21 protein-coding genes are annotated in these 23,793 nt (G+C 72.6%); 7 read left to right on the forward strand and 14 right to left on the reverse strand.

Features of this window, described 5'->3' with window-relative positions; genetic code table 11:
• Positions 1–97 precede the first annotated feature (97 nt).
• Positions 98–1,003 (reverse strand): LysR family transcriptional regulator, encoded by a 906-nt coding sequence (locus DEJ48_RS26935; protein WP_150218820.1) that lies wholly within the window; start codon positions 1,001–1,003, stop codon positions 98–100.
• Positions 1,004–1,157: 154 nt separating this feature from the next.
• Between DEJ48_RS26935 and DEJ48_RS26940 the strand changes: the two genes are divergently transcribed.
• The gene (locus DEJ48_RS26940; protein ID WP_150218821.1) at positions 1,158–1,472 is read left to right on the forward strand and encodes a hypothetical protein; all 315 of its coding nucleotides are present in this window, start codon (positions 1,158–1,160) and stop codon (positions 1,470–1,472) included.
• 4 nt (positions 1,473–1,476) lie between these two features.
• Here the strand turns inward: DEJ48_RS26940 and DEJ48_RS26945 are convergent, their stop codons facing one another.
• From DEJ48_RS26945 to DEJ48_RS26990, 10 genes are all read right to left on the reverse strand, one after another.
• On the reverse strand, positions 1,477–2,082 hold the full coding sequence (locus tag DEJ48_RS26945; protein ID WP_150218822.1) for a hypothetical protein: 606 nt from the start codon (positions 2,080–2,082) through the stop codon (positions 1,477–1,479).
• A complete protein-coding gene (locus tag DEJ48_RS26950) occupies positions 2,063–2,866 on the reverse strand; it encodes an FkbM family methyltransferase (protein WP_150218823.1) in 804 nt (267 codons plus the stop codon). The genes DEJ48_RS26945 and DEJ48_RS26950 overlap by 20 nt, the downstream gene beginning before the upstream one ends.
• A gap of 34 nt (positions 2,867–2,900) precedes the next feature.
• Positions 2,901–3,128 (reverse strand): Trm112 family protein, encoded by a 228-nt coding sequence (locus DEJ48_RS26955; protein WP_150183948.1) that lies wholly within the window; start codon positions 3,126–3,128, stop codon positions 2,901–2,903.
• A complete protein-coding gene (locus DEJ48_RS26960) occupies positions 3,125–4,033 on the reverse strand; it encodes a hypothetical protein (protein WP_150218824.1) in 909 nt (302 codons plus the stop codon). Before DEJ48_RS26960 ends, DEJ48_RS26955 begins: the two co-directional genes overlap by 4 nt.
• A 14-nt stretch (positions 4,034–4,047) precedes the next feature.
• Positions 4,048–4,797 (reverse strand): class I SAM-dependent methyltransferase, encoded by a 750-nt coding sequence (locus tag DEJ48_RS26965; protein WP_150218825.1) that lies wholly within the window; start codon positions 4,795–4,797, stop codon positions 4,048–4,050.
• Entirely contained in the window at positions 4,794–6,353 is a 1,560-nt protein-coding gene (locus DEJ48_RS26970) for a condensation protein (protein WP_150218826.1), read from the reverse strand. Before DEJ48_RS26970 ends, DEJ48_RS26965 begins: the two co-directional genes overlap by 4 nt.
• Entirely contained in the window at positions 6,350–10,771 is a 4,422-nt protein-coding gene (locus DEJ48_RS26975) for an alpha-(1->3)-arabinofuranosyltransferase (RefSeq protein WP_150218827.1), read from the reverse strand. The genes DEJ48_RS26970 and DEJ48_RS26975 overlap by 4 nt, the downstream gene beginning before the upstream one ends.
• Positions 10,768–11,487, reverse strand: a complete 720-nt coding sequence (locus DEJ48_RS26980) for a class I SAM-dependent methyltransferase (protein ID WP_150218828.1) — start codon at positions 11,485–11,487, stop codon at positions 10,768–10,770. Before DEJ48_RS26980 ends, DEJ48_RS26975 begins: the two co-directional genes overlap by 4 nt.
• Positions 11,484–12,713 (reverse strand): glycosyltransferase family 4 protein, encoded by a 1,230-nt coding sequence (locus DEJ48_RS26985; protein WP_150218829.1) that lies wholly within the window; start codon positions 12,711–12,713, stop codon positions 11,484–11,486. Before DEJ48_RS26985 ends, DEJ48_RS26980 begins: the two co-directional genes overlap by 4 nt.
• 516 nt (positions 12,714–13,229) lie before the next feature.
• Positions 13,230–14,264, reverse strand: a complete 1,035-nt coding sequence (locus tag DEJ48_RS26990; protein WP_150218830.1) for a DUF3068 domain-containing protein — start codon at positions 14,262–14,264, stop codon at positions 13,230–13,232.
• Between the two features lie 228 nt (positions 14,265–14,492).
• Between DEJ48_RS26990 and DEJ48_RS39840 the strand changes: the two genes are divergently transcribed.
• The 3 genes from DEJ48_RS39840 to DEJ48_RS27000 all read left to right on the forward strand — a co-directional run bounded on the left by DEJ48_RS39840 (position 14,493) and on the right by DEJ48_RS27000 (position 16,847).
• A complete protein-coding gene (locus DEJ48_RS39840) occupies positions 14,493–14,645 on the forward strand; it encodes a hypothetical protein (RefSeq protein ID WP_190537612.1) in 153 nt (50 codons plus the stop codon).
• A 39-nt stretch (positions 14,646–14,684) separates the two neighbouring features.
• On the forward strand, positions 14,685–16,013 hold the full coding sequence (locus tag DEJ48_RS26995) for a helix-turn-helix domain-containing protein (RefSeq protein WP_411757548.1): 1,329 nt from the start codon (positions 14,685–14,687) through the stop codon (positions 16,011–16,013).
• 102 nt (positions 16,014–16,115) lie between these two features.
• The gene (locus DEJ48_RS27000) at positions 16,116–16,847 is read left to right on the forward strand and encodes a hypothetical protein (RefSeq protein WP_150218831.1); all 732 of its coding nucleotides are present in this window, start codon (positions 16,116–16,118) and stop codon (positions 16,845–16,847) included.
• A 13-nt stretch (positions 16,848–16,860) separates the two neighbouring features.
• On the opposite strand, the gene DEJ48_RS27005 is transcribed toward DEJ48_RS27000, so the two are convergent.
• Entirely contained in the window at positions 16,861–17,328 is a 468-nt protein-coding gene (locus tag DEJ48_RS27005; protein WP_150218832.1) for a MarR family winged helix-turn-helix transcriptional regulator, read from the reverse strand.
• A 110-nt stretch (positions 17,329–17,438) separates the two neighbouring features.
• Between DEJ48_RS27005 and DEJ48_RS27010 the strand changes: the two genes are divergently transcribed.
• Positions 17,439–18,473, forward strand: a complete 1,035-nt coding sequence (locus DEJ48_RS27010) for an NADP-dependent oxidoreductase (RefSeq protein WP_150218833.1) — start codon at positions 17,439–17,441, stop codon at positions 18,471–18,473.
• A gap of 81 nt (positions 18,474–18,554) precedes the next feature.
• Complete coding sequence (locus tag DEJ48_RS27015; RefSeq protein WP_098242314.1) at positions 18,555–18,983, forward strand: organic hydroperoxide resistance protein; 429 nt, start codon at positions 18,555–18,557, stop codon at positions 18,981–18,983.
• Between the two features lie 69 nt (positions 18,984–19,052).
• Here DEJ48_RS27015 and DEJ48_RS27020 read toward each other — a convergent pair whose 3' ends face one another.
• The gene (locus tag DEJ48_RS27020) at positions 19,053–20,213 is read right to left on the reverse strand and encodes a serine hydrolase domain-containing protein (RefSeq protein WP_150218834.1); all 1,161 of its coding nucleotides are present in this window, start codon (positions 20,211–20,213) and stop codon (positions 19,053–19,055) included.
• An 86-nt stretch (positions 20,214–20,299) separates the two neighbouring features.
• Positions 20,300–22,894, reverse strand: a complete 2,595-nt coding sequence (locus tag DEJ48_RS27025) for a M14 family zinc carboxypeptidase (protein WP_150218835.1) — start codon at positions 22,892–22,894, stop codon at positions 20,300–20,302.
• 101 nt (positions 22,895–22,995) lie between these two features.
• On the opposite strand from DEJ48_RS27025, the gene DEJ48_RS27030 reads away from it, so the two are divergent.
• Positions 22,996–23,790 (forward strand): EI24 domain-containing protein, encoded by a 795-nt coding sequence (locus DEJ48_RS27030; protein WP_150218836.1) that lies wholly within the window; start codon positions 22,996–22,998, stop codon positions 23,788–23,790.
• Positions 23,791–23,793: the final 3 nt, after the last annotated feature.

Here is a 23,793-nt window from a genome sequence, read left to right on the forward strand (position 1 = left end):
AGCGTCGCGCCGCCCCATCCATCACGTCCAACGACAGTCTTTTGGCAACCCCCCAACTTCCGCTTATGGACAGGTGGGGTTGGGGGAGGGGTGGTGATCAGCAGCCGACGCGGTTGGCGGCGACCGTCCGCAGCTCGTCGAGGACCAGCGCGGTGGCCGGAATCCGCAGATGGTCCTTGAGGACGTACGCCGACACCTGGCGCCGCGACGCCGGGTCGAGGGCGCGGCCCGTCACCTTGCGGTGGCAGAGGAAGTTGAGGACGAGGCCCGGCATCATCGCGATGCCGAGTCCCTCCGCGACCAGGCTCTGCACCACCAGGTTGTCGTCGGTGGTGAACGCGATCTCGGGCGCGAAGCCCAGCTCGGCGCACTCGTGCAGGAAGTTGGCGCGGCAGCGCGGGCAGCCCGCGATCCACCGCTCCTCGGCCAGCTCGGCGAGCTTCACCGAGCGCTGGCGGGCCATGCGGTGCCCGGCCGGCAGCAGCACGGTCAGCTGGTCCTCCAGGAGCGGGATCTCCGCCAGCTCGTCGGGCACCTCGTCGTGCAGGCCGGGATAGGTGAAGGCCAGCGTGATGTCGCACTCGCCGCGCACCACCCGGCGCAGCGACTCGGGCGGCTCGTCCTCCAGGAGCTCCACGCGCACGCCCGGGTGGCCCGATGCGAGCCGGGCCAGCGCCTCCGGGATGAGCGTCGCGTTGGCGCTGGGGAACGCGCAGACCCGCACCCGTCCCGAGCGCAGCCGCGTGATCGCGTTCATCTGCTGCTGGGCGGCGGAGATGTCGTCCAGGATGATCCCCGCGTGCCGCGACAGCGCCTCGCCCGCCTCGGTCAGGCGCATGCGGCGGCCGACGCGGGTGAACAAGGGGGTGCCGACGGACCGTTCGAGGGCCTTCATCTGCTGGGTTATCGCCGGCTGGGTATAGCCGAGGGAACGGGCGGCCGCCGAGTAGGAACCGGCCCGGACCACCTCGTGGAACGTCTTGATGTGCCGCGAATCGAACACCGCTGAATCATAAGCAGATGTTGGAGGCGGCGAACAAGGCCGGGGTCCGGCTTTTGCCCCGCGGGCAGGAGGGCGCGTGCACGGCGCGCGACCGAGGACGGGCCACCCCCGTGCGCCGGTCACCTGGTGTGCGTGATCGGATACTGTGCGTGACATGAACCGACGGAGCATGACCACAGTGGCCAAACTGACCAAGACGTTCGGGGCGCTCGCGGCGGCCGCGGCCCTCGCCCTCGCCGTGCCGAACTCGGCGTACGCGGCGGAAGGGGTCCTGCACATCAACGGACAGGCTCACCCCGACCCGAGCGGGTGCTTCGCCATCGACTGGTTCCCGAGCTCGGTGGTCAACAACACCGACGCCATCGCCGAGGTCCACACAGGGCCCGGCTGCACCGGTCAGGTGGAGCAGCTCGTGTATCCGGGCGAGACGTACCACACGGAGACCGCGCAGAGCGTCTTCGTTCTCTGACGACTCACTCCCTGACGCCCACGCGCTGCACCAGCCCCCACGTGAACTCCGCCACGCAGCGCCGCCGTTCACCGCCCCCGTCCACCGCCTCGAACGCGAGCCCCCACCGCGTCGGCGCCGTCCCCTCCATGGGCCGGGCCGGCGCGAAGGCACGGGCGGCCTCGTCGACCGTGCAGGACCAGGGCGTGAGGTCGTCGAGTGTGCGCAGCTCGGGGCCCTCCGCCCCCGGCGCGCGCACCAGCCACTCGTTCCACACGGCTCCGTTCGGTGCGCGCAGCACCTCGAAGCGCAGGTCGGGCCAGAGCGGCACCGGCCAGAGCAGCGCCTCGCACTCCAGGTCGCCGATGCGGCGCCGGACCGTCGCCTCGGGCGGGCCGAGGACCGAGCGGTAGCGGGAGACGGCGCCCCGCGACCGCGAGGACCGGGTCATCGCCTGCCAGCGGCGGTTGGCCTCCCGCATGTCCGCGACGGAGACGCCCAGCGCGTGCCGTGCGCTCTCCACCAGGTCGGCGTTGTGGTCGGCCATCCGGCGCAGCAGGACCAGCTGGAAGTCCAGCGCGGTGAACGGGCCGGGGGCGGGCGATGCAGGGCTAGCGGGCATGCACCCCATCGTCGCGCACCGCGAGCGCTCCCGGGCGGTCCCCGTCGGGAAGGAACAGGACCGAGTTGACGTAGCGGGGGCGCCTCGGCGTGAGGACCCGGCGCAGCAGGCCCTGCGACACGACGTACGAGGTGCCGGACTGGTGCGCCTCCAGGTCGAACGCGTCGAGCGGCAGCCAGCTGTCGTCCGGCAGCACCCAGCCCCGGTAGCCGTGCCGGCCGGTGAGGAGCTCCACGATCGGGGCGGTCGGCTGGATCCGCGACTCCAGCTCCAGGAAGATCGCCGGACGGTCGCGGGTGATCAGCTCACGGGCGCCGCGCAGCACCCGCAGCTCGTTGCCGTCCACATCGATCTTGACGAAGTGCACGTCCCGCAGGCCCAGACCGTCCAGGGTCAGACACGGCACGTCCACGGCCACGTCGTGGATGTCCCGGCGCACCAGGGACGACACCCCTCTCTCCCCGCGGTCGCCGCGCGGCAGCCACAGCCTGGCCGTGCCGGGCCGGTCCGTCGCCGCGGCCTGGATCACCCGTACGTTGCGGGGCGTACTGGCCGCCAGGAGCCGCGCCAGCTGCGGCACCGGCTCGACGGTCACGACGCGGTGCGCGCGCGCGGCGAGCCGGTGCGACCACGGGCCGTACCAGCCGCCGACGTCCACGGCGGTGCCGCAGCCCGGCGGACAGAGGTCGGCGAGGCGGGCGAGCTCCGGTTCGAAGCGGGGATAGACGAGCCGGGCCAGGGAGGCGATCAGGCGGTCGGGGACATAGGGCGCCACGCGGGCGGCGAAAGTCATGCGGACCCTCTCGTCACGGGATGCCACGGGGATGTCACGGGGACATCCGCTTGAGCAGCTGCTCGTGCTCCTCCTCCGGGACCTGCTCGCCGGAGGAGGGAAGCAGCTGCGGTATGCCGTCGAGCACCGGATAGCGCCGCCGCAGCCGGGGGTTGTACAGCGACTCCTCCGGCACCAGGGGCTCCTCGGCGGCGAGCAGGTGCAGCGGGCCCTTGTCCAGCGGGCACGCGAGGATCTTCAGCAGCGGGTCTTCGGGGTTCATCCGCTGGTCAACTCCTTGGGAGCGGTCGAGGGCCGGGGTGCTGTGTCGTCGTGCTTCGGCATGGCGAGGAGGACGGAGACGGCGAGGACCGTGCCCGCGATGCGCAGCGTGAGGCGCACCGGCTCGTGCGGCAGCGCCTCGCCGAACGCCAGCGTCCCCAGCACCGCCGTGAACAGTGACGTCACCGTCGTGCACACGGGGACGATGAGGGACGCCCGGCAGCGCTGGAGGGCCGCCTGCGACATGACCAGGCCGAACGCGCCGGTGAAGAGCAGCAGGTAGGGGTAGGGCGAGCGCAGCAGGTCGCCGATCGCGCCGCCGATGTCCTCCGTCGTCAGATAGCTGGACACGCCCTTGATGGCGAGCGAACTCACCCCGTACAGGAGCCCCACCGCGACGCCGTACTCGACGCCCGCCGTCGGCATCCGGTGCCGGTGCTTGGCCCTGCGCTCGGCGGAGCCGTACAGCCAGACGCCCGCCGCCAGCGAGGGAAGGCACACGGTGAGGATCAGCGGCACGGGCGCGCCGTGCCCGACGGTGTCGCTGTCCTCGCTGAGCGAGAGGACGACCATCAGCAGCGCGATCAGGATCCCGGCGACCGCGTACCGCTCGCGTCCCGATGTCCGCTCGCCGAGCAGGACGGAGGAGAGCAGCAGGAGGAGGACGAGGCCGGACACGAAGATGCCCTGCGCCGCGGCGATCGGCAGCGTGCGGTACACGGCGAGCTGCGCACCGAAGCCCGCCGCCAGGGCCAGCGAGCCGCCGATCCACAGCGGACTGCCGAGCACCTGCCGCAGCAGCCGGGCGGGGCTGCGGACGCTCACCGACGGCATCGCCGTCAACGCCCTTTTCTCCAGGACGAATCCGGTGCTGTAGAGCAGGTTCGCGATCAGTGCCGCGGCCACGCCCCACCACATGGTCAAGCCCTTCGGGCGTGCAGCAGGAGGATCGACGCGGCACTCGGCACGGCGCAGGCCAGCCGGTCCAGGGCGCGCAGCGGGCGCGGCACGCCGTGGAACGGCGCCCCCGACAGGCGTACGACCTCGAAGCCGGACGCGGCGACGAACTCGCGCAGGGCGCGCGCCGTGTACAGCCGCAGATGCCCCACGACCTCCTTGCCGGGGCGGCCGTGGATGCCGCGCAGGCTGACCTCGGAGAAGACGGGCTGCACGCCCGCGAGGAGCAGGCCGCGGTTGTACCAGGCGGCGAGGTTCGGGGTGGACAGCATGAGGTGCCCGCCCGGCCGCAGCACCCTTCTCAGCTCGTCCAGGGCGCTGTCCGGGTCGACGAGGTGCTCGACGACCTCGCTGAACAGTACGGCGTCGGCCGTCCCGTCGGCGAACGGCAGCCCGCCGTCGGTGAGTTCGCCGCGCACGACGTACGGAAGCCGGGCGTGCGCACGCCTCAGCGCGTCCTGCGACCAGTCCACGCCGACGACGCGGTGCCCGGCGAGGAGCGGCGCCGCGGTCGCCGCCGCCGTGCCGTCGCCGCAGCCGATGTCCAGGACCGTGGCGGTACGGGTGGTGGCCGGGCCGAGCGCGGCGGCGAGCATGCGGGCCTGGCGGATGCTGCGGGCGTCGCCGGACGCGACGGGGACGGCCGGGTTCTCGTAGAAGTCCCGGAGTCCCTTGGGGCGTCGGGTGGTTGTGGTCGTGGTGGCGGTGGTCACATGGGCCCCCCGTGGGTCTCGTGGGGTTCGGTGTGTTCCGTCGCGTTGAGGTAGTGCTCGAACAGGTCGCGCAGGTGCGCGCCGTCGCCGTGGCTGAGCAGCGTCCTCGACCAGCGCAGGGCGAGGTGCAGCCGGCCCGCCGTCGACGCCGTGGTCACGGTGAGGCCGCGCGGCAGCCGGGCGGGCGCGGAGAACCAGACGGCGTGCGCGCGGCCCGCGTCGCCGAAGTCCAGGGCGTAGGGGACGCGGCCGATGTTGCTCAGGAGCGTCGTCGACGTCCAGGGGGCGGCGGCTCTGCGCAGACCGCGGGTGACGGCGGCACGGAGGGTGACGGGCAGGACGGGGGCGGTCAGGAGCGTGGCGCCGTGGCCCAGTTGGGGGCGGGAGAGCGCCTTGAGGGCGCGGGTGCGTTCGGAGGTGCGGCGCAGGAGGTCGCGGGTCGCCTCCGGGGTCCAGTCCCGCGGGGACAACTCGGCTGCGCTGAAGGGGACTTCCACCAGTCGGGTGCCGTTGCCCATCGGCATCGTGGCGTCCCGGGGGCGGTCGTCCACGGGCATCGTGATGCGGAACGGGCGCGGCCGGGCCCCGTGTTCACGGTTCCAGTGCGCGATCATCAGCGCGGTGGCGACCATGAGCTGGTCGTTCACGGTGAACGGGGACCCCTTGGGGCGGCGCGGGACCGGTAGCTCGGCGACGAGCATGCCGTTGCCGGGGGAGGGCTCGGGCCTGCCCTTCGCGACCCGGGCGGGGGGTGACCAGCCGGAGGGTGCGTCGGCCTCGGGCTGCTCGGTGGTCTGTTGGGGGGCCGGGGCGCGGGAGGGGGGCGCCGCCGGGGAGTTGTCCTTGCCGCCGTACAGCTCGGCGGCGGTGGCCAGGACGCGTAGGCAGGCCGGGCCGTCCAGGGCCGTGTGGTTGATGGTGAGGAAGAGGACGGAGCCGCCGTCCGGGGTGGTGCCGGGGTGCGTCTCCGGGGGCGGGTCCGTGGGGGTGCGCTCTGTCTTCTCCGGGGCGGGGCCGCCCTGGTATGTCCGTCCTCGCCATCCCTGCGGCTCTGTCGGCTCCTCCGCCCCGGACGCCTGTGGCTCCGCGCTGCGGGCGGACATGCCGGTGCGTCCCCTCGGGTGTGTCTCGCGGCCGTCCGCCGGTGGGGGTGTCGCCACTACCTCCAGGCGGATCGGGGGTGAGGAGGTGAGCGGGGGTGCCTCCGCCAAGGCGCGTTCTCGGGCGCGTTTGAGGGCGTCGGGTTCCGGGGGTGGGAACGTCACCACCTCCACGTCCGGATCCGGGGTGAGTTCCCACTCGTAGCGGCGGCGGTACCAGGGGCCCCGCGCCTCCCGCATCAGGATGCGCGGGTGGCGGCGCAGGGCCTCGGTGAAGGCGGCGCGGAGGCGGTCCGGGTCCGGGGTGCCCGGCAGGTGCACCTCGATGTGCACGGTCTCCGGCTCCTCCTCCTGGAGGCAGTGCCGGGAGACCTCGTCGACGACGGGGAACGGCACGCGCGCGGGCGGCCGCCCGGGACCTTCCGCGCGTCGTGCCGGGTGTTCCAGTGCGGTCATCGCTGGGTGCCTTCTCCTGTCGTGGACGGACGCCTGCGGCGCGTGAAGCGCATCGTCCGGCCGGGTGGCGCGGGGTCAGGCTGGGCCGATGCCGGGCCGCGGGCCGAGACGGTCGGTCCCGCGGACGTCCCCGGTCCGCCGTCCGTGCCGTCCCCCGCGCGCCTACGGTGGGGCAGCGGCGGCGGATTCGGGCCCAGCGGCAGCGTCGCCGGGTCGGGGCCCGGTGCGGGAGCGGGTGTGTGCGGTGGGGGGCCGCCCACCGTGTCCGGGCCGTGCTTCACCGTTCGCACCGTCCGGGGGCGGGTCTCCTGCACCGTCACCAGCGCCGCGAACAGGGCTATGAGGGCGAGGAGTTGGGCCAGGTGGCCGAACGCGCCCCCGCCCGATGCGACCGGCTCGCCCGCGCCCGTCGCCGCCACGATGCCCGCCCCCGCCATGGCGAGGAACGCGATCGGCACCAGCAGCGCGTGGCGCCACCACGCGAGGAGGGCGAGCGCGGGGACCAGGAGTGCGAAGGGCCCCGCGATGACCGCCGCCACCAGGGTGAGCGCCACCGTGCCCAGGACGATGCCCGGGGCGGGCGGTGCGGCGGACGGGCCGTCCGTGTTGGGGTCGCGGCGTCGGACGAGGACCAGCGCCAGCAGGGCGAGGACGCCGATGCCCGCGAGGATCAGGCCGATCTCGTAGAGCTGCGACGGCTCGTAGGTCAGCTTGACCGTGCCGCCCTCGCCGTTCGGCACCAGCCAGCCCTGCTGCCAGCCGTCGAGCCGGACCGACGTCAGCTCCTTGCCGTTGAGGGTCGCCTTCCAGCCGTCGTTCACGTTCTCGTACGTCGTGAGGTACGAGGCGGCGCCCGAGCCGACCGTCAGCTCGCGGCGGTCGCCGAGCCAGTCCTTGACCTTCAGCTCGCGTGCGGTGGTGTCGAGCGTCGCCGGCGTGCCGGTGGTCAGGGACGCGTCCATGACGGCGAGCGGACCCGCGTCGCCCGTCTCCAGGCTGTGCGCCCCGGCGCCGAGGCGGACGGCGGAGGACTTCTCGCCCTCCTGGCAGAGCGTGATGTCGACCGGACGCCGGTCGGTGAGGTCCTGGACCCTGCCCTTCGCGCTCGTCTCGTACAGCTCGCCGTCGATCGACATCGTGGGGCCCTGGCCGCACGGCAGCGAGAAGCGGTCCTCGGGGTCGGGCTGCTCGGTGCGGTACTTGTCGAGCGCGGGGACGTACACCTCGGTGAGGCCCACGGGCAGCTGGAGGTCGTCGTCCGCCACCGGGTTGTGGACCGTCAGCGGCGCCGTCTCCGTGATGGTGATGTCCATCTCGTCGGTGGTGATGGGCGCGAAGCGGGCGTTGCCGTTCTCGTCGACGCCCGCGGTCGCCGCGCCGTCCGGCGAGCTGATCTCGATCTTCACGGGCCGGGTGGAGAGACCGCCCGCCGCGGGCAGCACGATCTCGCCCACCGGCTGTTTGCCGGGCCACTTGAGGTGGATGACGGGCCGGTCGTCGCTGCCCGCGACCCACGCCGTGGTCAGGTCGCCGTCGGTGAGGTTGCGCGGCGAGAGACCGCTGCCGAGCTTCGCGGTGGAGTCGGCCGTCGCGATGATCTGCTGCTCCTGCTCGGGCGCCACCTTGTAGAGCAGTTCGTCGAGTTCACGGCCCGGCACGGGCACCGCGCTCGCCTTCAGGTCGTACGCGCCCTCCGCCGTCGTCGTGAAGCGGCGGTGCAGCCCCGACTCGGTGTCCACCTGCGAGAACGCGCCCGGGTCGGCCGTGCGGTGCAGCGAGTACGTGGTGGCCTTCGCGTCGGTGGACTTCTCCGCGTCCGTGGGGAGCTGGAGGAGACGCGTGATGCGCACCTCGGGGATGGTGATCTCCGAGAAGCCCGCGCCGGTGAGGCCGGGGCGTGCCACCTGGGTGTCCAGGATCGTGATCTTGACGAAGTCCGTGGAGCCGGGCTTGGCCCTGACACGCTGGGGCTGCCCGTTGGGCTGGAGGGGGCTGGTGATGCTGCCCTGCTCCGTCTCCACCTTGATCCGGGTGGGCGCCGACCGCGTGCCGTTCTGCGGAAGCGGCGTGACGCGGAAGGAGGACGGCACCGCGACCTTCGAGTTGAACTCGGCCTTGATCCACTCGCCGTCCGCGGACTCGGCGTTGCCCTCCGCCCAGGCCGTGGCCGGGTTTCCGTCGAAGGCGTTCGCCGGGTCGTACTGCGGCAGGTGGAAGAGCCAGTTGCCGTAGCTGGACGCCGACACCGACTTGGCGCCCCGCAGCTCGGACGTCGTCTGGTGGTCGATGCCCTTGCTCGGCAGGATCTGGTGCGGTTTCTCGTCCGGGTTCTGGAGCGCGTCGACCGCGTTCCGCTCGTCGCGGCCGTACGTGTATGAGGTGTTGGAGTTGACCAGGCCGAAGCGGGTGTCGGCGCGGCGCATGCCGTCACCGACCGCCTGCAGGGCGGGTGCGCCGACGCCGGGGTGGTTGTCGCCGGTCAGGACGGTGGGGCGGTCGCGCATCGACGGGTCGGCGGAGAGCGGCAGGAGGGACTCCGGGCCGCCGCTGACGACCGCCGTGTTCGACACCGGCTTCAGGCCTGCCTGGCCGGGGCGCTCGGCGCCGTCGGTGGGGGCGTAGATCTCCACGGCGCGCTGGCGCGGGTAGAGGCCCTCCACCTGGATCGGCGTGTCGTCGGGGATGATGCCGCCGGTGGTCTGCGGGCCGAAGCCCGTGACGCGCCGGAACCCGGACTCCTCCAGGGTGCGCTTGACCGTCGCGGTGGGCACGTTGCCGACCTGGTCGGGGTCGAGGTCGTTGCGCACGACGACGTAGTACAGACCGGCCCGCGTCACGTAGTCGCGCAGGCCGGGCACTTCGGCGCCGGTCATCAGCGCCTGCTCGACGGCGTCCATCGCGCGCCGGTTGCCGGGGGCGCCGAACGGCACGTAGTCGCGCTGTGCCCAGCGCGAGTCGGCGAGCACGTCGAGGGGCTGGTCGATGGGGGAGCCCCAGGTGTAGATGCCGTGCGCGGTGGCGGGCACGACCAGGGCGCGCGAGTCCGGCGAGTACTTCTCCAGCCAGTCGGCCGTCGTCTGCCAGTACGTGGGCAGCTTCTGGAACGAACCGGGCTGCAGGATCGAGCCGTTGAGGTAGGGCAGGGCCAGGCCGGGCAGGACCAGGACCGCCGCGATCAGCGGCGCGTACCGCCTGCCGCGCACCGGCCGGGCCCCGCGCGCCCGCGCGGCGACGCCCACCAGGTGCATCAGGCCGAAGGCGAGCGCGAGGGCGAGACCCGTCTGGAACTTGTAGATGTTGCGGAACGGGACGAGCCCGCCGTCCAGCCACGACTGGACCGTGCCGTGGAAGGGGGCGCCGAACGCGCCGCCGTAACCGGCGAGGGTCACCAGGACGACCGACAGGACCGTGAGGACCAGCCAGCGCCGTTCCGGCAGGTCACGCCGCGCCAGACCCGCGAGGCCGAGCGCCGCGGCGAACGCCGAGCAGAGGACGGCCACGACGGCCGTCGCCACGGTCCACCCCGCGGGCAGCCAGGCCTCGCCGAAGTGCAGGTACGCCACCCAGTTGCCGGCGCCGCGCAGCGCCTCGGTCGCCGACATGGTGCCGGTCGTGGTCGCCGAGTCCTCGACGAACGGCAGGAAGTTCTCGCCGTAGATGCCGAGCATCAGGAGCGGTACGACCCACCAGGCGGTGGCCAGGATGACGCCGGGCACCCACCAGGTGATCAGCTTCCGCTTGCGCGGGCCGTTCGGGCGGGAGAGCAGATACAGGCCCACGGGCAGCAGCGAGGCCAGCGTCGCCGCCGCGTTCACCCCGCCCATGAACGGGATGATCAGCGCCGACCGGCACGCGGCGATGCGCGCGCTGAACCGGTCGTCGGCCAGCGGCAGCAGCACCCACGGCAGGAACGCACCGGGCAGCGCGGCCGCCGACGTCGAGCCGATGACGACGGTGAACGTCGGCCACAGCGCGTACACCACCGCGCCGAGCAGCCGGCTGTGACGGCTGCCGATGCCCAGGCGCTCGGCGAGCCGCAGCGCACCCCAGAACGCGACCGCCACGATCAGCGAGAACCAGAGCCGCTCCGCCAGCCAGACCGGCAGCTGCACGAGGTCGGCCAGGCCGTAGAACGGCAGCATCGGGAACGCGTAGCCGACGTACTGGTCCTGGATGCCGCCGAAGCCGCCCCTGTCGTGCCAGAGCTGCCCCAGGTCGGAGAGGAACTGCCAGGGGTCGACGGCGACACCGAGCTTGGTGTCGAACGTCATCCGCCCCGGCTTCACCGCGAGGAAGGACACGAACACCACGGCCCAGAACCCCAGGAGCCAGCGCCGCGAGCGCGGCCCCCGCGAGGGTTCAGGGGCAGCGGTCGTGGGTCTTGCGGCCGCCGGGGGTGGGGCCTGGACCGTGGTCATGGACACCGCCTGAGGATGAGGAGGAGATTCCAGGTCGCGAACTCGCGCACACCCGGCACCTTGGTGATCGCCCCGGCCAGGAAGGGCCAGTAGCGGGAGCGCGCCGACACGATCTCCACGTCGTCGCGGCCGCGCACCTGGCGCAGCGTGGCTCCGACGTGGTGGACGAAGAGGTTCTCGCCGAGCGTGTGCTTCGCGGCCTTGCCGGTACGTCGTTCATAGCGGGCCCGGGCCCGTTCGGCGCCCAGGTAGTGCCAGGGCGCCCACTCGTGACCGCCCCACGGGGAGAGCCAGTTGGTGAACGAGACATAGATCAGCCCGCCGGGTGCGGTGACCCGGACCATCTCGCTCAGGAACGTCTGCGGGTCGTCGACGTGCTCCAGGACGTTCGAGGAGAACGTGACGTCTGCGACGCCGTCCGCCAGCGGCAGCAGGTACCCGTCGGCGACGACGGCGCCCTCGGGCGGCTTGGGTCCCAGCTCGGCGGGGTCGGGCTCGAAGAGGAAGGACTGCGCGCCGCGCCGACGGAACTCCTCCGTGAACCAGCCGCCCCCGCCGCCGATGTCGACGACGACGCGGCCCTTCACCGGTACGTACGCCTCGACCTGGTCGGCGGCGTCGCGGGCGAGGAGCGTGTAGCACCGCTCGGGCTCCTGCTGCTCGCGCAGGAAGGCCCGGAAGAGGGTGGCGGAGCGGCGCAGCGAAGGGTCCTTCACGCAGACCTCTGGGGAGTCGGGGGTCCTTGGGACGCATGCTCTTGGGAGGCGGGGCCCTGGGAGGCGGAGCCTTGGGACACCTGGTGTGCGGCGACCGCTTCGGCCGCCACCGTCTGGAACTGCCGCACCGTGTTGCCCCACCGGAACTGCGCCGCCCGCTCGCCCGCGGCCTTGCCGAGGGCCCTGCGGCGCTCGGCGCTGAGCGCGAGGGTGCACCACGCGGCGGCGAAGGAGCTCTCGCCCCGGGCGAGGAGACCGGTCACACCGTCCTCCACGGAGTCGCGTACGCCCGGCACGTCGAAGCCGATCGAGGGCGTCGAGCGGGTCGCGGCCTCGGTGATGACGAGCCCCCAGCCCTCCACGGCCGACGGATGGAGCAGCATCCACGCCTCACAGAGCAGCCGGTGCTTCTCCGCCTCGGAGACGTGCCCCTTGAACTCGACCCCGGGACCGGCGAGTTGCTCGAGGCGCTGCCGCTCGGGGCCGTCGCCCACGATCACGAGCCTGCCGCCCGTGACGGGTCTGACGCGCTCCCACAGCCGCAGCAGCAGATCGATCCGCTTGTACTCGACGAGCCGTCCCATGGCCAGGAACAGCGGCTCGTCGGAGCGGGCGTGCAACGGCCCCGGTTCCTCGACGCCGTTGTGCACGATGCGGATGCGGTCCCGGTCGACGCCGATCGCGCGCAGCGCCGTGGCGGTCGACGGCGAGACGGCCACGAGGAGGTTGCCGCGCTGCGCGCCCGAGAGCGCCCAGTGTTCGAGTCTGCGGCCGATCCTGGCCGCGGGGGCGAGCGCGCCCTGGAAGCGCATCCCCCACAGGTCGGTGTGGACGTGGTTGACGAGGCACAGGGTGGGCCCGCGGTGCCACAGCGGCGCCAGGTACGGCATGCCGTTGCAGACCTCGACGAGCAGGTCGCAGTCGCCGACCTGCCGGGTGAACGCGGTGCGGGCCCGCAGATAGTGGCCGAGGTCGCCACCGGCGGAGACGACGCGGTAGTCGCGGTACGCGGCGGGGCCGCCGCACAGCAAGGTGACCTGGTGGCCCTGCTTGCTGAGGCCGTCGGCCAGCCGGTCGACGAGGAGTTCGGAGCCGCCCGCGGCCGGGTTGCCGAGGTCGCGGTGGGCGAGGAAGACGATCCGGCGCGGCTGTGGGGGAAGCGCCGGAATACGCTCCGCGCGGCGTGGGGCGGCCGCGCGCAGCGAGGACGGTACGTGCTGGGGCATGCGTGCTCCAACTCGTCTCAGGGTGCGGAACTGTGGGGGGTCCGGTCGGGCGGAACGGTCCTGCTGGGTTCTGCGGGTCCTGCGGGGTGGAGCGGATGGAGCGGGTGCTGCCGGTGGAGCGGGCCGGGCGGTGGAGCGTGGGGCTCACGGAGGTGCGTGTCCGGCTGGTGCGGGCAGTGCGGGTGGTGCGGGTGGCACGAACGCGGTGCGGAGTGGTGCTTGTGCGGGGTGGTGCCTGTGGTGCGGCGCGGTGCTCGTGCCGGCGGTGCGGGTGGTGCGGTGCAGGGCTGCGATCGTGCGGGTGGTGCAGGCCGTGCGGGGTGGTGCGGGGTGGTGCTCGTACGGGCCGTGCGGGCGGTGCGGGGGTGTTGCTCGTGTGGTGCGTGGGAGGTGCGAGGGGTGTGTCCGGGTGGTGCGGGGACTGTGCGCGGGTGGGGTGGATAGTTTTCGCCGACCCGTACCGCGCGGCTACTCACTGAAGTGACAATTTCTGCGCTTTCAACAGCTGACGTCTCATCACATCGTGCTGGGTTGCAGGGCGGTCGGTGACGTGTCCGGATTCGGACTGTCCGGCTCCGTTCCGCCACCGCGCCGCCCGGGACCGTTCGCCCCGTCGTCCTGACGCCCTCGTACGACGAGCACGATTCCCGCCACGGCGAGTACCCCGCCCAGCACGCCCGCACCGAGCGGCAGCGTCTCGCCGACCAGTTCCAGCCGACTGCTGTCGTCGTCCGCGAGCTTCACCTGAGCCTTCTGCGTGGCCGGTGTGAACGCGATCCTCTCGCTGTCGAGCAGCACCGTCGCGTCCTTCTCCGACCCCGGCGCGCGCAGCGTCTTGCGGGGACCGATCGCGGCGTAGATGATCCGGCCGGTGCGCTGGTCCGCGACGAGCTCGATGCCGTGGTTGGCGTAGTACTCGTCGGCGATGACCTGGCTCTTCCTCGGCTGGCCGACCATCCGCCCCGGCACCTGGCGCGTGCCCGTCTTGGTGGGCTTCACCGTCGCCGTGAACCGGTACCCCTCGTACCCCTGGATCTTCTTCGTGCCGCGGTACGTGAGCGGCACGGTCGCGCCCAGCGTGTTGTCCCACCAGGTGTAGGACCGCTTCTCCACGTCGAAGGGGAACTTCAGGTACGCCTCGCCCTCGAAGTACGGCTCCTCACCGCAGCAGTGCACCGGCGCGTTCGTCTTCCGGTCGGTGACCCAGCGCTCCAGCGTCCACTGGAGCGAGTCGTGCGGGTCGGCGGCGGGCAGGGATTTGTCCGGATCCACTGACGTGGACACGTCCCAGATCGCGCGCCCGCTGTCCTCGCTGTCGGCCACGTCGCCGCGGACCTGACGCGTGATGGTGAGGTCCTTGTCGTGCACCGTCTTGATCTTCTCGGTGTCGAAATAGCTTCCCTTGCCTTTGAAGACGGTCGTGATGTCGACATCCACGGGCGTGCGTTTCGCGCGTGGCTCGACGTACCAGGCCAGCATCGGAGCCAGGACCAGAAGAAACGCGCCGAGCCCGAGAAGGATCAGCGACAGAGGAGAGGCGGTGCGGCGCATTGGGTCACTCCTGGGCTGAGGGCGGGAGAAGTGTTACCGAGCCGTATGGGCCGGGAACCGTAGGCGCACCCTTGACGAAGTGTCAATGCATTGCAGAGACTGGGGACTTGCCGGGCGGGGCCGGTACGGGCTGTGTGACCAGGACTTCGTGGCCGGAGCCGTGCCACCGTCCGAGGGGCTGTGCGACCGGGGTGGGGACGACCTCCGACAGAGAGGCTGACCCTCGCAATGCACCGACTGCTCGCCGCTTCACTCACCGTCGCCGCCGGGGCGCTGCTCGCCGTGGGCGCCGCGCTCGGCATCGTCGCCCTCCTCGGCGCCACACCGGACCAGCCCAACACGCCACTCGTGCACTACGAGGCCCCGGCACAGGGGCAGTGAGCGACCGTGGCCGCGACCCACGCCCAGGCGTCCGACGACCTGACGGCCGACGACACCTTCCCGGACGACCGCGCTCCGGACGCCGCCCATGCCCCGGAGGGCCGCACCCCCTTCCGCTCGGCGTGGCGCGACGTACCGCCCCGGCAGGTGCGGGAGTTCGCCGCGCTCGCCCTGGAGGAGGTGCCCGCGCTCGCCCAGGACATCCTGCGCGAGATCCGCGCCGAGTACCCCGGGCTGCCCGTCGTCCTCGACGACTCGGGCGAGCCGATGGCGCTGATCGGCATCCGCCGCGCCCTGGAGGGCTTCGTCAAGGAGATCGCGTCCCAGGAGGGCCGCCCGCGCTACCACCTGGAGGTCTTCCAGGAGTTCGGCCGGGGCGAGGGCCTGCACGGCCGCAGCCTCGACTCGCTCCAGGCCATCTACCGCTTGGGTGTACGTCTCGCCTGGCGCCGCCTCGCCGAGATCGGCCAGCAGATCGAGATCCCGCCGCCGGCCATGTACGAACTCGCCGAGTCCGGCTTCGAGTACCTGGACGGCCTCGTCGACCAGTCCGTGCGCGGCTACGCGGAGGCGGCGGCCCGCGAAGCCGGTGAACGGCTGCGGCTGCAACGCAAGTTGATGGAGTTGCTGCTCTCCGACCGGCGCTCCGACAGCGCACCGGGCCCGTCGTACGGGTCGGGTTCGGGCCCCTCCTCCGGTGCCGCGGCCCTCGGCAACGGCCTCGGCGAGCGCGCCGCCCGCGTCGGCTGGCAGCTGCCCGAACGCGTCGCCGTCGGCGTCCTGCTGCGCCCCGCGCGGGAGGCCGTCGCGCCCGCCGTCGGCGAGGGCGTCCTGCTCGACATGGAGGCCGAGCAGCCCCGCATGGTCGTGCCCGACCCCGACGCGGCGGGCCGCCCCGAACTCCTGCGCCGCGCCATGACCGGCTGGTCGGGCGCCATCGGCCCGCCCGTGGCCCTCGCCGACGCCGCGAAGTCGCTGCGCTGGGCGGAGGCGGCGGTGCGCCTCATGGAACGCGGACTGCTGCCCTCCGGCGAGGTCCTGCACTGCACGGAGCACACCGAGGCGCTGGTGCTGCTCCAGCCCGAGGAGCTGATCGAGGACCTGGCCCGCCGCTGCCTGGCCCCCTTGGAGCACTGCGGCCCCGCCCATGGACGCCGTCTCGCGGAGACCCTCCTCGCCTGGCTGGAGACCCGCGGCGGCGCCCCCGAAGTGGCGGCGCGGCTCGGCGTGCACCCCCAGACGGTCCGCTACCGCCTCCGGCAGATAAGGGAGCTCTGGGGCGACGAGGTGGACGACCCGGACCGGCGCTTCGAGCTGGAACTGGTGCTGCGGGCCCGCAGGTTGAGGGGACAATTGGGAAGGGCGTGAGCAGCCCGGTGCCCGGAACGGGCCGGACTCGACGATTCCGCACACAACTTTCACAGCGGCGGCTTCCACTGTCACCGGCGCGGCACTTAGCCTCCATGCCTCATGGACTACTGCCACCCGTGCCGCAGGCACCTCAACGGCGCCCTCGCCTGCCCGGGGTGCGGAACCCCGGCCGAAGCCTGCCGGGAGTACGCGCAGTCCGTCGCCGCGTCGCGGGAGGATCCCGACGCCCACGACGACGCGTACGAGGAGTCGTCCCCGCGTACCCGCGGCCGCGGCCGCCGCAAGGAGCGCACCCGCAGGGCGCACCGGCGCAGGCGTCGCAAGATCCTGTTCGTCACCGCGGGCCTCGCGCTCGCGGCGGGCGGCCTGAGCCTCGCCGAGCTGGGCACGGAGGGCGGCTCCGGCGACCGGGCGGCCTCCGCGTCGGACACCGGGGCCGCGCACCCGTCCCCGTCGGAGTCGAAGGGCCCGGACGGGAGCGCTCCGGGCGGCGCGACGGCCGAGGACGCGGTGGCCACGTCGTCCCGTCCGGACGCGGACGAGTCGAAGGCCGCCGAGGAGCGGGACGAGAAGGACGGGAAAGGAAAGAAGAAGCGGGGCGAGGACGAGGGCGACGACGCCGAGCGGGGCGAGCAGGGCCGGGGGAGCGAGGCGGGCGAGGGCGACGAGGGCCCCGGAACTCCCACCTCCACCGCGCCCCCGCCCCAGGGCGGCACCCCGGACGCGCCCGACCCCACGTCTCCGCCTCCCGCGGACGACCCGAAGCCGACGCGTCCCCCGGAGCCCGAGCCCACGGAGACGTGCGACCGCTTCCTGTGGTGGTGCACGTAACCACCGGAAAAGGTCAGATCTCCTGGCCCGCCATCCTCCGCAGCAGCCCCCGCAGCACGAGCCGCTCCTCGCGTGACAGTTCCGCCAGCGGCTCGCGCGCGAAGTCCAGGGATTCCCGCAGGTCCCGGACGACCTCCGCGCCCTCCGCCGTGGGCGCCGCCAGTTTCACGCGGCGGTCGGCCGCGTCGGGGCGCCGCTCGACGAGCCCGCGCGCCTCCAGGCGGTCGACGATGCCCGTGATGTTCGACGGCTCGCACTTCAGCTTCTGCGCGATGCGGCGCATGGGCATAGGTTCGAGGGAGAGCAGCCCGAGGACGCGTGCCTGTGCCCCGGTCAGCGCGTGCTCGGCGGCCGCCTCCTCGTACTCCTCGTAGTAGCGCGCCACGACCGTGCCGATGAGCTCGACGACTTCGAGTGTCAGCGGATCGGTGTGGGAGGAGCGGTCGCGAGGTACGCGGTCGCCGGAGCCACTGGTGTCCATGCTCACCAGGCTACCCGTTTACTTGACATCATGAAATATTCAGGAGCATGGTTGTTTTACAACCTCAAGTATTTTCCTTGACGCTGATCCGCAGTAGGAGGACGCCCCTCATGACCGTCACCCCCGAGCAGCAGCTCCCCTCCGTCAGCCGCGAGTGGCACCTCGTGCGGCGCCCGTCCGGCTGGCCGGTCCCGGAGGACTTCGCACTGCGCGAGGCCCCCGTGGAGGCCCCCGCCGAGGGCCGCGTTCTCGTGCGCAACCTGCACTTCTCCGTGGACCCGTACATGCGGGGCCGGATGAACGACGTGAAGTCGTACGTGCCGCCGTTCCAGCTCGACCGCCCCATGGAGGGCGGCGCGGTCGGCGAGGTCGTCGCGTCGAACGCCGAGGGCTTCGCTGTGGGCGACCACGTCCTGCACTTCGCCGGCTGGCGCGAGTACGCCTCCGTGCCCGTCCAGCACGCCACGAAGGTCGACCCGGAGGCCGCGCCGCTCTCCGCCTACCTCGGCGTCCTCGGCATGCCGGGCCTGACCGCGTACGCCGGCCTGCTGGAAGTGGCCTCCTTCAAGGAGGGCGACGCCGTCTTCGTCTCCGGCGCGGCCGGTGCGGTCGGCGGCCAGGTCGGCCAGATCGCCAAGCTGAAGGGCGCCTCGCGCGTCGTCGGCTCGGCGGGCTCGGACGACAAGGTGAAGCTCCTGGTCGAGGAGTACGGCTTCGACGCGGCCTTCAACTACAAGGACGACAAGTCCGTCGCCGAGCAGCTCAAGGAGGTGGCCCCCGACGGCATCGACGTCTACTTCGACAACGTCGGCGGTGAGCACCTGGAGGCCGCCATCAGCCGCCTGAACGTGCACGGCCGCGTCACCATCTGCGGCATGATCGCGGGCTACAACGACACCGAGCCGACCCCGGCCCCGCGCAACCTGGCCATGGTCATCGGCAAGCGCCTGCGCCTGCAGGGCATGCTCGTGCAGGACCACGCGGCGCTGCAGCCCGAGTTCGTGCGCGAGGTCGGCGGCTGGATCCGCTCCGGCGAGCTCAAGTACCGCGAGACGGTCGTCGAGGGTGTGGAGAACGGCGTGGAGGCCTTCCTCGGCATGCTCCGCGGCGAGAACACCGGAAAGATGATCGTCTCTCTCGCGTGATTTCCGGCATCCGATAACCTGATTCCGCAAATCGTGGTTGTGGGCGCGCACCACGTCACATCTCAGGAGGAAAGAGCAGTTATGTCCATCCAGAAGATCGACGTCAAGTACACCGCCGTGGCCACCGCGGAGAACGGCCGCGACGGCCGCGTCGCCAGCGACGACGGCAAGCTCGACGTCGTCGTGAACCCGCCGAAGGAGATGGGCGGCAGCGGCGCCGGCACCAACCCGGAGCAGCTCTTCGCCGCCGGCTACAGCGCCTGCTTCCAGGGCGCCCTCGGCGTCGTCGCCCGCAAGGAGAACGCCGACATCTCCGGCTCGACCGTGACCGCCAAGGTCGGCATCGGCCAGAACGAGGCCGGCGGCTTCGGCCTGGAGGTCGCGATCACCGCCTCCATCCCGAACGTGGACGCGGCCACCGCGCAGTCGCTCGTCGAGAAGGCGCACCAGGTGTGCCCGTACTCGAACGCCACGCGCGGCAACATCAAGGTCGAGGTCTCGGCCGCCTGATCCGCGGACCGCGAGGACGTGAGGGCCGCTCCCTGCCGGGGGCGGCCCTCAGTCATGCCCGCACCTCGCTCAGCCCGCCGCGAGCGCCGCCTCGTGCACCGCGCGCACCAGCCGCTCGTTCTCGACGGCCGGGCCGCCCGGGCAGGCGAACCGGCGCCGCGTGTACCCGTAGGCGAGGCCGCCGCGCGGATCGGCGAACGCCTGCGAGCCGCCCGCGCCGCTGTGCCCGATCGTGCCCGCGCCCAGGAACGGGTACACGGCCACCGACGTCGCCTGGAAACCGACCGCGAACGCCTTGAACGCGCCCGCGACCAGATCGTGCCCGACGGACTGGACCTGCCCGAACGCGGCGACCGTGTCCGCCGTGAGCAGCGCTTCCCCGCCGTCGACGCCGGTGACCGCCGCCGCGTACATCCCGGCGAGCCCCCGCGCGGACGCCACTCCGCCGAAGGAGGCGTTCCCCTCGGCGCGCAGGAGCCGGGAGTTGGGCGCCGACTCCAGGTCGGTCGGCTCCGGGGCGTGGCGGTTGAAGGCGACGGCGTTGAGGGTGTGCGGCTGGGACGGCTCCGCCGCGAGCACGGCCGCCTGCTCCGGCGTGGGCGCCATCGGCTGCACGGAACGGAACCGCCCCTCGTGCTCCTCGGGCAGCCCGAGGAAGAAGTCGAGGCCGTACGGGGCGCGCACCCGCTCCTCGTACACCTCCCGCAGCGTCCGCCCGGTGGCACGGAACACGACTTCCCCGGCGAGGGCCCCGACGGCGAAGGCGTGGTAGCCGAAGGCGCTCCCCGGGCGCCAGAAGGGGCGCTGTGCGGCGAGGCGCGCGGCGATGGCCCGGTCGTCGGCGAGCTCCTCCGGCGAGAAACCGGCGTCGGCGCCCGCGACGCCCGCCCGGTGCGCGAGCAGCTCCCGCAGGGTCACCGCGCCCTTGCCCCCGGCGGCGAACTCCGGCCAGTACGCGGCGACCGCGCGGTCCAGGTCGAGGACCCCGTCCTGCACGAGCAGGGCGACGACGAGGTGCGCGGCGCCCTTGGTGGAGGAGTACACGCCGTAGAGGCTCCCGGCGGTGACGTCCGGGCCCACCCACAGATCGACGACCCGGCGCCCGTGCACGTACGCGGCCAGCTGGCCCTCGTACTCGGGCAGCTCACCGGCGAGTACGGCGGTGAACTCCTCCCGCACCGCCTCGTACCCGTCGGCGACCGTTCCCTGCACTCGCATCTCACGGGTCATGGCGGCGGAACCTCCGGGGGCGCGACGGTCTGACGATCAGCGTGACAGTGACATGATCAGCCGTCGCGCCCCGGCCCGCACCCCCTTTACCGGCCGACGCTCAGCAGCGCCCTGCCCACCTGCGGGAACGACCCCTTCGGGTGGTCGCGGAAGAGCGGCTCGGTGCCGAAGAGCACGACGTGCGCGCCGCCCGCCGACCCGCTGACGACCGAGGCCCGGCCCGCCGCGTCCGCGGGCCCGCCCGAGCCGTCCTCCGTGGCCCGCCAGTGCCCGGAGACCAGGGGGTTGCCGGTGCCGTACTTCTGCTCCACACGCACCCCGGGCCCGAGGTCGGTGAACCACGACGGCGCGTAGACGAACCCGTGGTCCGGCGCCCCGCCGGTGACCGTGCCGCCCGCGTTGGCCACGCGGACCACGCCGTTGGCGTCGCCGTTGCCCTGGACCGCCTTGACGGCGAGCAGCCCGGCGTCGGCGTTGAGCGCGGCACCGGCCCCGCCCCGGCCGACCAGGCCGCCGCCCCCGGCGAGGAACCGGTCGAGCCCGGCCCTGGCCGCCGTGTTCAGCTTGCTCCGGTCGAGCCCGGCCGACACGAAGAGCGCGTCCGCCGTCTTCCAGTCGAAGCCCGAGTTGAGCACCGCGGTCGACACGGGCACCACGTCGAAGTTCATCTCCCGCAACGCGAACAGCTCGCCCGGCGTGACGGCCGCGGCGACCCGCGTCCGGTCCAGGACCGCGCCGCCCTTCGCCTTCGTGGCGTCGAACGCGACGTCGTACTCCTTCGCGGCGACGGCCGCGGCGCGGCGCGCGGACGACGGCACGACGGCGCTCCCGTCACGGTCACGACGTACGGAAACCCCCTTCTCCAGAAGGGAGTTCAGCGCGGCGATCTCCCGCGGATCGTCGAGGCGCAGCCGCAGATCGCCGTGCGGCGCCACGTACCCGACGCGGGACGCGGCCCCCACCGTACGACCGTGCACGCCACGCAGGTCCCCGCGCTCCACGGAGTCCACGCTCGCGCCCCACAGCCGTCCGAGGCTCCACCCAGAGATGTCGTACATCGTCGACACCTTGTCGCTGATGTCCCGCCCGTCGGCCAGCATCACATTGGCCAGACCCCGCTTCGGCTGGTGCATGTCGACGACGTACGAGCCCTTCGGGTACGTCCGCCCGCCGAGCCGGAAGCCGTGCCCGGCCCGCTGCACGCGCACGTCGTTGGCGACCAGATGGTCCACGAGCCGCGCCGCGGCCGTCGCCGAACGCTGCCGGCCACCACCCTGATGTCCACCGCCCGCCGGAATCACGTACGCGCGGGGGAACGTGGTCGTGTACACGTCCTCGGGGCCGATGCCCGGCACCCCCGGCACGGTCTCCTCCGAGACGGGCACCTGCTCGGCGCCGGTCGCGCCCCGCCGGAAGACCTCGATCTGGTCGGCGATCACGGTGGTGCGGTGGCGGTCGGTGTAGTCGAGGGTGGCGCGCATCGCGGCGCCCGCGATGTCCACGTTGATGGCGGCCCTGCGGCGCAGCTCGGCCGTCGGCTGCGACTCGTACTCCGCGTTGTTCACCTGCATCGGGAACTCGATGGTGTGCGTCGCGACCGCGCCGTGGAACGGCATGTACTGCGGTGTGAAGATCGGCGGCCAGTCGTCCCAGCCCTCCTGCTGGTCGCGGAAGGGGATGACGGGCGGTCGCACGCCGTCCTTCTCCTCCGTGTGGCCGAGCCCCTTGATGGCGGCCTCCATGCCGAGGGCGTTGGCGTAGGAGTTCTTGAGGAACAGGTCGTACTCGTAGTTCTCGCCGTGCGGGGGAGTGGTCGGCTCGATCAGCGTGCCGTTGACGTACCCGTGCAGATCGATCATGACCGCGGGCTGCTTGTCGACGGCGATCCGCCGCACCGCGCGGGCCTCGGGCTGCGAGGCGGTGATGAAGTCGCGGTTCAGGTCGAAGCCGTTGGCGTTGGCGCGGGTGCCCGCTATGCGGCCGTCGGGGTTGGTGGTGATGTTGAAGTAGAGCCGGTTGCGGGCGAGGAGGTCCCGGCTCCCCTTGTCCTTCGCCTTCGCGAGCTTCTCTATGAGCTTCAGGGCCGCGTCCGTGCCCTCCCACTCGTTGCCGTGGATGTTGTTGTTGATGAAGACGGGCGTCTTGTACGAGGACTTGATCGCCCGGTCCTTCGCGGCTCCTGCCGGGTCGTTCTCCATCCGCTCCCGCATCCGCGTCTGCCGGGCCGTCTCGCGCGCGGACTCGGGCGCGGTGACGGTCACGAGGTAGAGCTGGTGTCCGCCCGCCGAACGGCCCGCGATCTCCACGCTCACGCGGTCGCCGAGGCGCTGCAGGGCGTTCAGCTTCGGGGCTATGCCGTGGTACGGCGTCAGCCCCAGCTTTATCGACTTGTCGGCCGGGTTCACCGGGGGGAGTTCGAGCTCGCGCTCGCGCGGATACCCGCGGCCCCGGTCGCTCCCTGGTCTCCGCGTGACGGACGACGCATCCCCGAGGGCACGTTCGGCGGCGGCTCCCGGAGCCGTGGCGGCCCGGTCGGCGCCGAGCGGCGAACCCTCGCGGGTGACCGGACGCGGCGTCGGGTCGGCGGTCGCGCTGCCCGGCGCGAGAGCGGTGAGGACCAGCGCGCCCACCGCGGCGGTCACGGTGAGCGGAACGGGTCTGAATGGCCGGGATATACCCATACGCACCTCCGGAAGATCGGTACGAGAGGTCTACCGGTTCAACTCACTGTCAACAAGAGGGCGTTACTGATGGGCCTTGACCTGCGGCTAAGGTGTGCCGCATGCGCGATCTGGGTGTGGGCTTCGGCTACTTGTTGAAGGGGCAGCGCTGGGTCGCCCAGCACGGCAGGCAGTACGGATGGGGGCTGCTGCCCGGCCTCGTCACGCTCGTCCTCTACGCGGCGGCGCTCGTCTCGCTCGCCCTGTGGGGCGGCGACCTCGTCGGCTGGGCCACGCCGTTCGCCGACGACTGGTCCTCGCCCTGGCAGGGCGCCTTCCGCGGCTTCCTGACGGCGCTCCTCTTCGCCCTCGCCCTGCTGCTGTCCGTCCTCACCTTCACCGCGGTGACGCTGCTCATCGGCGAACCGTTCTACGAGTCGCTGTCCGAACAGGTCGACATCTCCGAGTGCGGCCACGCCCCCGAATCGGGTCTGCCGCTCTGGCGCGACCTGTGGATCTCCGCGCGGGACAGCCTGCGCATCGTGGTGCGCGCGCTCATCTGGGGCGTCCTGCTCTTCGCCCTCGGCTTCATCCCCGTCGTCGGCCAGACGGTCGTCCCGGTGATCGGCTTCTGCGTCACCGGCTTCTTCCTGGTCGAGGAGCTCACGGCGGTCGCCCTGCAGCGCCGGGGCGTGGAACTGCGGGAGCGGCTCGCCATGTTGCGCTCCCGCAAGACTCTCGCCTGGGGCTTCGGGACGCCGCTCGCCGTCGCCTTCCTGGTGCCGTTCGTCGCGGTGTTCCTGATGCCGGGCGCGGTCGCGGGGGCGACGCTGATGGCGCGGGATCTGATGGGCGAGAACGATGAGGGCACCGGGAACGACGACGGCTCACGTGCCGCCGTGGCCGGCAGTGCCTAGGAC

It is taken from the genome of Streptomyces venezuelae, from assembly GCF_008642315.1.
Classification (GTDB): domain Bacteria; phylum Actinomycetota; class Actinomycetes; order Streptomycetales; family Streptomycetaceae; genus Streptomyces; species Streptomyces venezuelae_D.